The following is a 12,690-nucleotide window of genomic DNA, read 5'->3' as shown; positions in this document are numbered from 1 at the left end:
AAACATTTATTTTAGTCATCATACAGTAAACTATAAATTTGCTTTGGCTTTCAACTCGTCTTCCTTATCGCTTTCTTCCTTTTTAAGCCTGCGTTTTTCCACGCGGATATCTTTACGGGTTTTGCCGGCGGTATCAATATTATCAATTTTGTTTTTGTATTCCAGTTTTAGGGCTTCAACCTGCTCTTTCAACTTTTCTTTGGCTGTTTTCTCCTTTAGCTTTTCCTTTTCTTCCTGTTTCTTTTCGGCGGTGTCTTTTTTACCAAATAATCGCTGAAAAAAGTTTGGTTTTTTTGCCGGCTCATCAATTACCGGCAAGGGATCATTATCATCGTTACTGCCTTGTTTCATTAAGCTATCGGCCTTGGCTGTATCAATGGGGGCAATACGCTCCCTGAGGCCTTCACGCAGCCTTACGGTATAAAAGCCATAGGCGCTGGTATCCCGCGGGGTAAGGCCCTTATCGGCCATTAGCCGGCCAATTAAATTAAAATAACCATGCAAGCCCGGCCTTAACGAACCATCGGGCTGAAAAGCGTATAAACCGCCCTTAGGGTAAGGCACAATGCTGGCCAGGTAAATACTTTCGCCCAGGGTTAACTCCGATGGCGATTTGCCAAAATAAAAATGCGACGCTTCTGAAATACCGTAAATATTTCGCCCCCATTCAATAATATTCAAATAAACCTCCAGCATGCGGTCTTTTTTCATGATGTGATTATTCTCAATGATCCACACTATCAATATCTCTTCTATTTTACGGGCCAGGTTTTTATCCCTGCTCAAAAACGAGTTTTTAACCAGCTGCATAGATATGCCGCTTGCGCCGCGTTTAAACTTTTTGGTTTTAAAATCGGTAGCCAGCGATTTACGGAAAGCCTCTTCCACAAAACCATGATTGGTTAAAAACGAAGGGTCTTCGGCAGTCATTACCGCGTTACGCAGGTTGGGCGCAATCTGGTCTATCGGTGTAAACTCCGGGTTATCGGGTCCAATCAGGTGCGGTGCCATTGGCTTACCTTTTTCATATGGCGTATAAACAAACGGGCTGTTCAGCTTACCTAAGTCGGTTTTTCCGTATTTAATAATTCTGAAACCATCTTTATCCAGGCGCGAATCAAACTTCAAATCATCGGGTTTGCTTGAATCCATGTAAAAGTTCATAGCATATTTTAACTTACCGGCCACCTGGATGCCGTCCAAAGCGTCAAACATCCCTTGCGGAAAAGAGTCGAAAATATCGGTGGCGTTAAGCCAGTCGGTATTCATTTTTAACTCATATATTTTAACCGGATTAAGCGTGTATTTAATGAATGGCCGGGCGGTAACATTTTTAATATGGATAACCGACGAGCTATCAATAGAAACATAGTTTTGCCCCACAAATAAATTGGCATCAATAGAAGCTTTAGGGAAAACGATATCGCCCGGCGAAAGACCTGGGTGGTTAATCAGTAAATTACTTACCGCCCACGAGCCATAAATTTTAGTTTCGCCGCTGCTGTGTTCAACTTTGGTAAGTTTGGTTGATATGGTATCGGCATTAATCTTAACGTGCAGTTTTTTCTGGATGATAGGCAGCTCCACTTTTTTACCATCGGCATAAAGTTTTACATCGATGTTTTTATCTGAAGGATGCATTTTACCGGCAAGGTGCCAGGTAGATTCGCCGTTATCCACATCAATTGTTGAGGTAAGGTTGCCATCTTTAATCTTCGCCGTTTTTGCCAACAATTTTACCTCGCTGCTGTCGTCCTTAAAACTTAGGGAAAAGTTATTGAGCGATAGGTTATCCGGTATTTTGTACAACACTTCGTTAACCAGGTTATTAGCCAGCAAACTCAAGTCGGCTTTGGTGGTCGATGTCGTATCGCGTTTCTTTTTGAATAAAAAATCGAAATTCTTTACGCCTTTAATATTAGTTAGGTTGATAAACCCATCCTGCAGCAGCACATCTGATAACTTAATCTCGCCAACTACCAGCGGCAATAACTTCACGCTTACCACAAAATTTTTGATACGCAGCAAGCTATCACGCTGCTCTGGCACGATGGTTACATCAGAAAACGATACCGTACTGGCACCCGTAAAATGGGCCGAACCTATTTTTACATCCAAATTATAATCGCGCTTAGCTTTTGCAGTAGCTTTGACAATGGCGCTTTGAAGCAGGCCCTCGCGTTTTGAATAGGCTATATATCCGCCAATTAACAGTATAATTAACAGCGGGATAAGGATAAAGGCGGCTATACGTATATATTTAGGGTTGAGGCGCTTCATGTGTAAATTTTTCCAAAACTAAACTAATTCCTATCCCCTGCAAACGGTTGTTTCTGCAAATTGTTTCTTTACCAGCTACAAATGGACCACCTGTTTTTGTAAATTTGCCATAATATTATGATAATCACTAAAGAACAAGTATTACAAGCACTGGGCAATGTTGAAGAGCCGGATCTGAAAAAAGACCTGGTTACACTCAACATGATCCAGGATATACATATTGATGGCCACAAGCTTAGCTTTTCGGTTATATTAACCACACCGGCCTGCCCGCTTAAGGCCATGATTGAAAATGCCTGCCGCAACGCCATCGCTTATTTTGTAAGTAAAGATGTGGTGGTTGATATCAACATGACATCGCGTGTTACCACCCAAAAAAACACCGGCGTGCCGGGCGTTAAAAATATTATAGCGGTAGCATCGGGCAAAGGTGGTGTAGGTAAATCAACCGTGGCGGCAAATCTTGCTTTAGGCCTTGCAAAAATGGGGGCTTCGGTTGGCTTAATTGATGCCGATATTTACGGACCATCGGTACCTATTATGTTTGGCTTAGAGGGCGCACGCCCGCAGGCCGGCGTGGTAGATGGCAAAACCCGCATTGAACCCATTGAAAAATATGGCATTAAGTTGCTTTCGATAGGCTTCTTCACCGATCCAAACCAACCCGTGCCATGGCGCGGACCAATGGTATCAACCGCCGTAAAACAACTGTTTAACGATGCCGATTGGGGCGACCTGGATTATTTGGTGATTGACCTGCCGCCCGGCACCGGCGATATTCATATCACTGTTACACAAACCTTCCCGGTTACGGGCGCGGTAATTGTAACCACGCCGCAAAATGTGGCTTTAGCCGATGCTAAAAAAGGGATTGGTATGTTTATGATGCCAGCTATCAACGTGCCTATATTGGGCGTTGTTGAAAATATGGCCTACTTTACCCCCGCCGAGCTACCCGAAAACAAGTATTATATTTTTGGTAAAGACGGCGGTAAAAAGCTGGCGGCACAGTTGGACGTTCCCTTTTTAGGTGAAATTCCGTTGATTAAAAGCATCAGTGATTCTGGCGACGCGGGCCGGCCGGCCATTATGGAAGAAGATGGCGCAATGACCAACGCGTTTATTGGCATGGCGCAGCACGTAGCCCAGCAAGTGGCTATTGCCAACGCCAAAGCATTGGCAAATGAGGCTGTTGCCTAAGCATTGATTTTTGACATTGGCCTTATTTTAGGGGCCGATATTCAAACAAAAAATATTATAAATTATTGATAACTTTACTTTAGTTATAAATTAGTAAAAATGAGTTTATTAAGTCAGGTTGAAGCAGCATTAGATACCATCCGTCCGTATCTGGAGGCTGATGGCGGGAATGTTTCAGTTGAGGAAATCACCCCGGAGGGTGTTGTTAAATTAAAATTGTTAGGCTCATGTGGCTCTTGCCCAATGAGTATCATGACCCTTAAAGCAGGCATTGAGCAGGCTATTAAAAAGGCCGTGCCCGAAGTTACCGCTATTGAGGCCATCAACCTTACCGATATTGACGATCCTAACGCCGTACTACCCGAAAATTTGAGATAGTGTTAAGTATTGTTAAATACGATACTTTTTTGTCGTATTTACATATTTTTGAGCAACGTTTTGAAACCTTTTCCCGTTAGTTATGGTAATGTAGTTTAGGAAAAGGGAAACCGGTATATGAAATATTTAGTTCTCATATTTTTATTATTTGCATCGGCAGCCGCATTTGCACAAAGCCATGGCGATAAGCCTTTGGTGCAGTTTTCAGGCGTGGTGCATAATGCCGATAGTGCCGTTGTTATTGTACCCTATGTATCTATCACCAATACATCATTCCATAACCAGGTTAATTTAAGTAACTACAAAGGCTATTTTTCTTTTGTGGTTCATGAGCAGGATACCTTGCGCTTTACCTGTGTGGGCTATGCCCCGGTAACCGTAGTGATCCCCTCAAACTTATCGGGCAAAAGCTATACGCTGCAGGTAGGCATTAAATCGCAAATCATTAACCTGCCGGCCTTCCATGTATTTCCATGGGCTACCACAGATGAGTTTAAGAAAGATTTTTTAACTATAAAGTTAGCTGATGACGACCTGGAGATTGCCCGCAAAAATATCAGCAGGGCATCGCTTACCGCCATGTACAATACCCTGCCAAGGGACGCGCAGGAAATTCAATCGGCCAACGCGCAGGCCATGCATAACAACATCCAGAACTCGCACTCATTAACACCCAATCCCCTGCTTAACCCATTTGCCTGGGGAAGCCTGATCAAACAAATTTCAGACGCGGATAGTAAGTAAGGTCAGTGGTCAGTGGTCAGTGGTCAGTGGTCAGTGGTCAGTNTGGTCAGTGGTCAGTGGTCAGTGGTCAGTGGTCAGTGGTCAGTGGTCAGTGGTCAGTGGTCAGTGGTCAGTGGTCAGTGGTCAGTTAAGAATTCCTTTCAGGGATGTTTGTTTTGATTATTTGATTATTTTCTGAACCGGGATTAAACGGATTTATCAGATTTCACAGGATTTTGATTGTCTGAACCGGAATTTATCGAATTAAAGAATTATTGGAATTTTTCTAAAAAGCTCATTTGCATGTTTGTGAAATCGCATTGATTTTCATTAACCTGTTAGGCCATTTCACTGCAAACTGCAAATTCCCCCCTATCTTGATACTTGATACTAACTACTTGATACTAAAAGCCAACTGCAAACTACCTCCCCTTCTTAGCTGCCGGGAATTTCATTTTGTAATCTACATCTACTTCGCCTTTTGATATGTTGTTGAGCTTTTTCTCAATGAGGCGCTTACGTAATGGGGTTAATTTGTCGGTAAATAGCTTGCCTTCAATATGGTCGTATTCGTGCTGAATAACGCGTGCAGCCATTCCTTTAAAGGTTGCTTCGTGATGTTTCCAGTCCTCGTCATAGTACGACATTTTGATCACCGGCTTGCGTTTTACATCTTCCCTGATATCGGGAATACTTAAACAGCCCTCATTGAAAGACCACTCCTCGCCGGTTTCTTCTAAAATCGTCGCGTTGATAAACGCCTTTTTAAAATCCTTCAAATCCGGGTCCTCATCGTCAAACGGGGTAGCATCAACCACAAATAAACGCATAGACATGCCAACTTGTGGCGCTGCCAATCCTACGCCACGGGCACCGTACATGGTTTCAAACATATTGTTAACCAATTCTTTTATATGAGGATATTCATCCGGTTCAATGGCCGTAGCTTTTTTTCTTAAAACAGGGTCTCCGTAGGCGATGATAGGGTACTTCATTTTGCAAAAATACGGGTTTATTCTTTAGGCTCAAACTTCAATGTAATAAGCCTTTCATTATCAAATATTTGGTTGCTTATTTCCAGCAATTGTTCGGCAGTAACGGCATTAATTTTAGCAAAAAGATCCTCAAGTGTGTCAATATGGTTAAAATCTAAGAGGCTTTTCGCCATAGAGATAATCAAGCTCAGTCGATTTTCTTCGGCCAGGGCTATCTGCCCTATAAACTTTTGCTTAGCCTGGTGCAACAGCAGGGTGCCTAACTTTTGCTCGCGCAGTTTTTTTAGCTCCTTATGTACCAGGCGCCCGGCTTTATCGGCCTTCTCGGTATCGGTTCCAAAATAAATGGAGAAAATGCCGGTATCGGTAAAGGTGGTGTAGTTTGATTCTATCGTGTAAGCAATGCCATGCTTCTCCCGTATTTCCAGGTTTAAGCGGCTGCTCATGCCCATGCCTCCCAGCAGGTTATTCAACAGCAATAACGCGTTTTTATGCTGATGCGATGATTCATAGGCCTGCCCGCCAATAATGCAATGCGTTTGCGAAATTGGCTTTTTAACCACAACTATGCCGCTGGTATTGAGCTGCGGTTTTATTCTTGTTTTTTGAGGGTGATGAGCGGCAACACTGCCAAAATATTTTTCGCCCAGTTTAACTACCTTTTTAAAATCGTAGTTGCCATGTACAGCGAAGATCATTTCAGATGTGCTGTAATTGGCCTTGATAAAAGCGCGCATATCATCGCTGTTCATCCGGCCAACGGTTTCGGGCGTGCCTAAAATGTTTTTACCAAAGGGATCATCTTTAAACAGAAGCTCCTCAAAATCATCCTGGATAGCTTCCTCCGGCTGGTCGAGGTAAGAAGCTATTTCATCAAGGATTACGCCACGTTCTTTCTCCTGCTCTTCCTCTGGAAAAGTAGAATGAAACAGTATATCCTCAAACAAATCCATACTTCGCTCTAAATACGGATTGAGCAATGAGGCGTGAATGCAGGTATATTCTTTGGTGGTATAAGCGTTTAAATCGGCTCCTACTAATTCCAACCGGTTTAATATCTGGTTGGTATTGCGTCTTTCGGTTTCTTTAAACAGCAGGTGTTCAATAAAATGGGCTAAACCCTCCTGGCCGGGCATTTCATCGCGCGAGCCGGCATTAACAATAAAGCAGCAATGCGTTATGGCAAATGGAGATGGCTTAAACAAAATGCGGATGCCATTGGGGAGCGTGTGGGCCTGGTAGTCGATCATGGGAGCGCAAAGATAGCTATATATATGTTACAATTAATTGTAGTACAACTCTTAGGTGTTTTTAGTATTTTAGTAGATTAACTTTTTATCGTTTAAAGCACTCTAAAAAATGCTTTAAAATTAAATACCCCTATCAAGCACCATATGAAAATTAAAATTGCAGACCTTGAGTTTGAGCCCCTTATTAGCGCCGAAACCATTGAAGAGCGCGTAAAAACCATTGGCCTACAGATAAACGAAGATTTTAAAAATAGTGTCCCCGTATTTGTTGGTGTACTTAATGGCAGCTTCCTGTTTATTGCCGACCTGATTAAACAAATTTCTATCCCCTGCGAAATTTCCTTTACCAAACTTGCTTCCTATTATGGCGGCACCACCAGCAAGCTAAAAATACGGGATGATATTGATTTGATTGTGGATATTAAAGGCCGGGATGTATTGATTATTGAAGATATTGTAGATACCGGTAACACCGTACATTACCTGATAGACAAGTTAAAAGAACGCGGTCCGGCTTCTATCAAAGTTTGTTCATTGCTGCTTAAACCAGCCGCCCTTACCAAAACCATAGATGAGCTGAAGTACGTAGGCTTTGAAATAGAAAATGATTTTGTGGTTGGATACGGACTGGATTACCAGGAAATGGGCAGGAATTTGGATGCGATTTATAAAAAGGTGTAAATAAGCGTCGCCACAAAACGAAATTCAAAAGCAGTGATCAATAACAGGATTGCTGCTTTTTATTTATAAAGATACATAGGCCGATTAAATATCGTTTGTATTTTAGCATTATGCCTCCTATTAAAACCCTGTTATCTACTTGCTTTATCATCCTTTTGTTTGGCGCATGCCGCAAGGATAACAATACCACAACACTGCAAATTACTGTAACTAACGGCCGCACGGGCATAGTATCAGCAGGTGCCGTCATTCAGCTATATAAGGATTCCGCATCGGTATCAAACAATAAACCAACATACCAGGCCACAACCGGCGCTGATGGTGTAGCAAACATTAATGCCAGCTTCCAGCCACGCTGTTTTATCTTGATTGAAAACGGCAGTCTGAAAAATTTTTATAATGGTTATGTCCCCGCAGGCATTTTTAATACACAGGCCGATATCAATAATAACCCCTCACAAACACCCACACCCTCAATTGGCGATATCCGGTTTAGGGATACCAATGGCGACGGCAAAATTGACACGCACGATAAAGTTTTTGCACCATCTATAGGGTTGGATAATAACGCAAAAGATGTTGTTGATTTGAAGATATATTAGTCCTTTCAGCCAAATGAAATCACTACGCCCCTACCAATCCTGCCATCTCATTTAAAAATAGCAGCGCCTGGTCAATGCTGTGCACACCCTCAACGCTAAGGCGCAGGGTGCTTTTAACCTCTTTTAGGTTTGTGCGCCTTGGGTTGGCCTGTACAAAAGCCAGCACATTGTGAAACGCTTCGGTCTCAAAGTAGGTTGATTGCTGGTTGGTGATAAAGTATCCGCGCAGCACATTCTTTTTCAAGGAAATTTTTTCAAAGCCGATAGCTTTACCCATCCACTGCAGGCGCATGGTGTTTAATAAGTCATGTACCTGCGGCGGTATCGGACCAAAGCGGTCATGCAGTTGCTGTTGAAAAGCCGAAAGTTGCACCTCTGTTTCCAATTTAGATACTTCGGTATACAGATTATAACGCTCAGATAAATTGGTTACATACTCATCGGGTATCAGGATTTCCTGGTCGGTATCAATCTGCGTAAAGGAAATATATGGCCTTGGCTTATCATCGGGGAATACGCCTTTAAATTCGTCCTCTTTTAATTCCTGTATAGCTTCGTCCAATATCTTGTGGTACATTTCAAAGCCAATTTCGGCAATAAAACCGCTTTGCTCTGCACCTAACAGGTTACCGCTGCCGCGGATATCTAAATCGCGCATGGCTACGTTAAAGCCGCTGCCCAGGTCGCTAAATTCTTCAATGGCGCTAAGGCGCTTGCGAGCCTCGCTGGTGAGCGTTGACAGTGGCGGACTCAACAGGTAGCAGTACGCTTTTTTGTTGCTCCTGCCTACCCTGCCACGCATCTGGTGCAAGTCGCTCAGGCCAAACATATGAGCGTAGTTAATGATAATGGTATTGGCGTTCGGGATATCCAAACCGGCCTCAATAATGGTTGTGGCTACCAATACATCGTACTCGTGGTTCACAAACTTCAGCATCACATCTTCCAGCGCGTCGCCCTCCAATTGGCCATGAGCTATGCCTATGCGGGCCTTGGGTACCAGCTTGCGTATCATACCGCCCAATTGCGGCAGATCGGCCACGCGGTTATGGATAAAAAATATCTGGCCGTCGCGTTCTATTTCAAACTCTACGGCTTCTTTAATCAGCTTATCATTAAACACATGCAGTTCGGTAACCACCGGTTGCCTGTTTGGTGGCGGGGTTGATATGATGGAAAGGTCGCGCGCGCCCATCAATGAAAAATGCAGCGTACGAGGTATAGGCGTAGCGGTTAAAGTAAGCGTATCCACATTGGCCCGCATTTGTTTCAACTTCTCTTTGGTACTTACGCCAAACTTTTGCTCCTCATCAATGATCATCAGCCCCAAATCCTTAAACTTCACATCTTTGCTCACCAGGCGGTGGGTACCAATAATGATATCTACCTTGCCTTCCTTCAGCTTCTCTAAAGTGTCCTTGATCTGTTTGCTGGTTTTAAACCTGTTGATGTAATCTATATTGGCCGGGAAGCCTTTGAGCCTATCGGTAAAGGTTTTGTAATGCTGGGCCGCCAAAATGGTGGTAGGCACCAATATGGCTACCTGTTTGCTATCGGCAACGGCTTTAAACGCCGCGCGCACGGCAATTTCTGTTTTACCAAAGCCTACGTCGCCGCAAATCAACCTGTCCATAGGATGGGGCGATTCCATGTCCTTTTTAAAATCAGTAGTGGCTTTTTCCTGGTCGGGGGTGTCTTCGTACAAGAACGATGCTTCCAGCTCTGTTTGCAGGTAGCTATCGCGCGAAAACGCGTTACCATGCTGGGCTTTACGCAGGGCGTAAAGCTTAATCAGGTCGCGGGCTATGTCCTTAACTTTTTTTTTTGTGGTTTTCTTTAGGCGCTCCCAGGTATCGGTACCCAGCTTATTCATTTTGGGTTGGGAGCCTTCTTTACCGCTGTATTTGCTAATACGGTTTAGCGAATTGATGTTTACGTAAAGCAGGTCGTTATCGGCATAAATCAGCCTTATCATTTCCTGCTGTTTGCCGTTAACCTCAACTTTTTCCAGGCCTGCGTATTTGCCAATGCCATGGTCAATATGGGTTACAAAATCGCCGGGCTTAAGGTCGCGCAGTTCTTTCAGGGTGATGGCCTGCGAGCGCTGGTAGCCTTTTTTGAGTTTGTATTTGTAGTACCTATCAAAAATCTGGTGATCTGTATAACAGGCTAATTTTTGCTCCTGGTCAACAAAACCTTCTCTTACAGAAATGCTTATCGGGGTAAACTTTACCGTTTTATCCAGATCGTCCAATATGGCATATAAGCGCTCCACCTGGCGCGATGAATCGGTAAGGATAAAATTCTCTATATGGGCAGCTTCGTTGTTTTTAAAGTTGTGGATAAGCAGCGTAAAATCTTTATTAAAAGATGGCTGCGGGCGCATTTCAAAGTTAATAACCGTACCGGCCTGGTAAAAGAATTGTTTACCAAACTCCACCACCGGAAAATCAAAAAGCTGATCGGCAATTAGTTTCTCATCAGTAAAACCAAATTTAGGGTCAATCCAGTCGGGATTTTGCGCCTTTTCATCGGCAGATAGGGCTTTCCACAGGTTTACAGCTTTTTTAAAGCCGGATTGGATAATATCTAAAGTAAATTGTACGTCTTTTATCCATACCTGTGTGCCAGGGTCTACATACTCCAACAAAGAGATATTGCTCTCCGTTAAAAATTTAGATTGTACATTAGGTACAATGGTGATGCTTTTTACCTGTTCAACAGATAGCTGGCTTTCAATTTCAAACGTGCGGATAGATTCAATAAAATCGCCAAAAAACTCTACCCTGTAGGGCAAGTTGTGCGAGAAAGAGAAGATATCAACTATACCGCCACGTACAGAAAACTGCCCGGGCTCATAAACAAAATCAACCCGATCAAAATCGTACTCAATTAAAAACTCGTTGATAAAGTCGATACTCAGTTTATTGCTTACCGCAATTTCCAGCGTGTTTTTTTCCAGCGATGTGCGGTCTATCACCTTTTCGGCCATAGCCTCGGGGTAGGTAACAATCAGCTGACCAAATTCAGATGAGTGGTTAAGCTCATTCAATACCTCGGCACGGGCAAGCACGTTGCTGCTATCGGGCTGGGTAAATTCAAATGGCTTGCGGTACGATGATGGAAAAAGTAAAACTTCTTTACCGGTAAGGTTTTCCAGATCGGCCTGGAAAAAGCCGGCTTCTTCCCTATCGGGCAATACAAATACCATGTGCTTGTGCTGCAAAAAATACAATGCTACCGCCATGGCCGCATCACTCGATCCGACTAAACCACGAAGCTGTACTCTTGGATTTTTTGATGCATTAAGCGCGGTGGCTAATGCTTTAATCCGGTCGTCGGCTTTATACCTATCTAATATATCACGGATATTCAAACTGATGCAAATGTAAGCAAAAAAGGCACTTTAAATAAATTGGGTTAAATAGTATAAATCAATGCAAACAATATGGTGCTTTATTTACTTTTTAATGATAAATTCAGGTATTATTTCCCTGAGCTCAACCTAAGTATTTAAACCAAATTTTAATATCATGAAAAATGCGATTTTATGGGGCGCCATGATTGGCGTATTAAGCGGAATATGGATTTATGTAATGCATAGCGCGGGTATTGGCCCGATTAATGACCAGGTGGCGCCATTAGAGTACTTTTCGTTTTTGATCCCGGCTATTGGTTTGTTTTTTGGTATTTACACCTACCGCAAAAACGAATGCAAGGACAAAATGGGCTTTTTGGAGGCCCTCATACAAAGCTTTAAAATATTGATAGCCGGTGGCATCATAACTGTTTTTGCAACCATATTATACTTTAGCTACGTATCAACCAAAAATACATTGAGCGATTTTTCGGGCCGGATATTTGGGGCCTTGCTTGTTGGCGTAATATTGGCGTTTGCCGTATCTTTACTATTCGCAAACAAAGCAAACAAGGTTGATTAAAAAGCTTTTTAGAAAATATTTCGAACTCGTTTTCTGGATTACCGCGATGTTGTGCCTGGCCCTTACCCCGCCACAAGCCACATCGCATTTTTCTTTATGCCCATTAAAGCTTATGGGCTTTACCTGGTGCCCCGGCTGCGGACTGGGGCATTCTATCATCTACCTGTTTCACGGCCAGCTGCGCAACTCCTTTCATGCGCATTGGTTAGGTGTACCAGCGGTAATTGTGATATTTTATAGGATATATCAATTAGCACAGCCTCGGCCTCACCTAAATCCTCTCCAAAGGAGAGGACTTTGATTTGCAGCTTTAAAATTGCATAATGGATTAATGCTTTTTTTGATCATTCCAGCTTGATTTTCAGAACCCTCTCCTTTGGAGAGGGCAGGGTGAGGCATTCACCGCCAAAACCTGCCATTTCACCGACTTGTTTGCCCTGCTAACCTATCTCCTGTAGGTGTTTTTGGTATCCCGCCATACCTTTATATCAACAAACACAACATAACCTTTAAAATCATGAGCACTCACCCAAATCCATATATAATGTTCGATGGGATTACACCCTTGAGTGTTCGAAACCTTATAAGTGGATTTTTATTTTTATTTTCGGTGTTTGTTCACATTTTATGTTGGTAAGAT

The 12,690-nt window shown here is 43.0% G+C and carries 11 protein-coding genes; 7 read left to right on the top strand and 4 right to left on the bottom strand.

Going from position 1 to position 12,690, the window contains the following annotated elements; genetic code table 11:
- Nucleotides 1-30: 30 nt before the first annotated feature.
- The gene (locus QWZ17_RS13630; RefSeq protein WP_290305790.1) at nt 31-2,280 is read right to left on the bottom strand and encodes a transglycosylase domain-containing protein; all 2,250 of its coding nucleotides are present in this window, start codon (nt 2,278-2,280) and stop codon (nt 31-33) included.
- Nucleotides 2,281-2,397: 117 nt separating this feature from the next.
- Between QWZ17_RS13630 and QWZ17_RS13625 the strand changes: the two genes are divergently transcribed.
- From QWZ17_RS13625 to QWZ17_RS13615, 3 genes are all read left to right on the top strand, one after another.
- Complete coding sequence (locus QWZ17_RS13625; protein ID WP_290305789.1) at nt 2,398-3,480, top strand: Mrp/NBP35 family ATP-binding protein; 1,083 nt, start codon at nt 2,398-2,400, stop codon at nt 3,478-3,480.
- Nucleotides 3,481-3,579: 99 nt separating this feature from the next.
- Nucleotides 3,580-3,858, top strand: a complete 279-nt coding sequence (locus tag QWZ17_RS13620) for a NifU family protein (RefSeq protein ID WP_259091670.1) — start codon at nt 3,580-3,582, stop codon at nt 3,856-3,858.
- 117 nt (nt 3,859-3,975) lie between these two features.
- Complete coding sequence (locus QWZ17_RS13615) at nt 3,976-4,602, top strand: hypothetical protein (protein WP_290305788.1); 627 nt, start codon at nt 3,976-3,978, stop codon at nt 4,600-4,602.
- A gap of 401 nt (nt 4,603-5,003) precedes the next feature.
- Here QWZ17_RS13615 and def read toward each other — a convergent pair whose 3' ends face one another.
- Nucleotides 5,004-5,576 carry a peptide deformylase gene (gene def / locus QWZ17_RS13610; RefSeq protein ID WP_290305787.1) on the bottom strand — a complete coding sequence of 191 codons (573 nt, stop codon included), beginning with the start codon at nt 5,574-5,576 and terminating at the stop codon, nt 5,004-5,006.
- A gap of 17 nt (nt 5,577-5,593) precedes the next feature.
- A complete protein-coding gene (locus tag QWZ17_RS13605; protein ID WP_290305864.1) occupies nt 5,594-6,823 on the bottom strand; it encodes a M16 family metallopeptidase in 1,230 nt (409 codons plus the stop codon).
- 147 nt (nt 6,824-6,970) lie between these two features.
- Between QWZ17_RS13605 and hpt the strand changes: the two genes are divergently transcribed.
- On the top strand, nt 6,971-7,507 hold the full coding sequence (gene hpt / locus QWZ17_RS13600) for a hypoxanthine phosphoribosyltransferase (protein WP_290305786.1): 537 nt from the start codon (nt 6,971-6,973) through the stop codon (nt 7,505-7,507).
- Between the two features lie 110 nt (nt 7,508-7,617).
- Nucleotides 7,618-8,109, top strand: coding sequence for a hypothetical protein (locus QWZ17_RS13595; protein WP_290305785.1), 492 nt, complete (start codon nt 7,618-7,620; stop codon nt 8,107-8,109).
- A 22-nt stretch (nt 8,110-8,131) separates the two neighbouring features.
- On the opposite strand, the gene mfd is transcribed toward QWZ17_RS13595, so the two are convergent.
- Complete coding sequence (mfd, locus tag QWZ17_RS13590) at nt 8,132-11,485, bottom strand: transcription-repair coupling factor (protein ID WP_290305784.1); 3,354 nt, start codon at nt 11,483-11,485, stop codon at nt 8,132-8,134.
- 157 nt (nt 11,486-11,642) lie between these two features.
- Here mfd and QWZ17_RS13585 point away from each other — a divergent pair, with 157 nt between their 5' ends.
- Together QWZ17_RS13585 and QWZ17_RS13580 are read left to right on the top strand one after the other, a co-directional pair.
- Nucleotides 11,643-12,050, top strand: a complete 408-nt coding sequence (locus tag QWZ17_RS13585) for a DUF4199 domain-containing protein (RefSeq protein ID WP_290305783.1) — start codon at nt 11,643-11,645, stop codon at nt 12,048-12,050.
- 154 nt (nt 12,051-12,204) lie between these two features.
- The gene (locus QWZ17_RS13580) at nt 12,205-12,351 is read left to right on the top strand and encodes a DUF2752 domain-containing protein (RefSeq protein ID WP_290305863.1); all 147 of its coding nucleotides are present in this window, start codon (nt 12,205-12,207) and stop codon (nt 12,349-12,351) included.
- Nucleotides 12,352-12,690 lie beyond the last annotated feature (339 nt).

Origin of the sequence: Mucilaginibacter flavus (assembly GCF_030409315.1) — a bacterium.
Classification (GTDB): Bacteria; Bacteroidota; Bacteroidia; order Sphingobacteriales; family Sphingobacteriaceae; genus Mucilaginibacter; species Mucilaginibacter flavus.
This window is presented reverse-complemented; position numbering and strand designations above follow the sequence as displayed.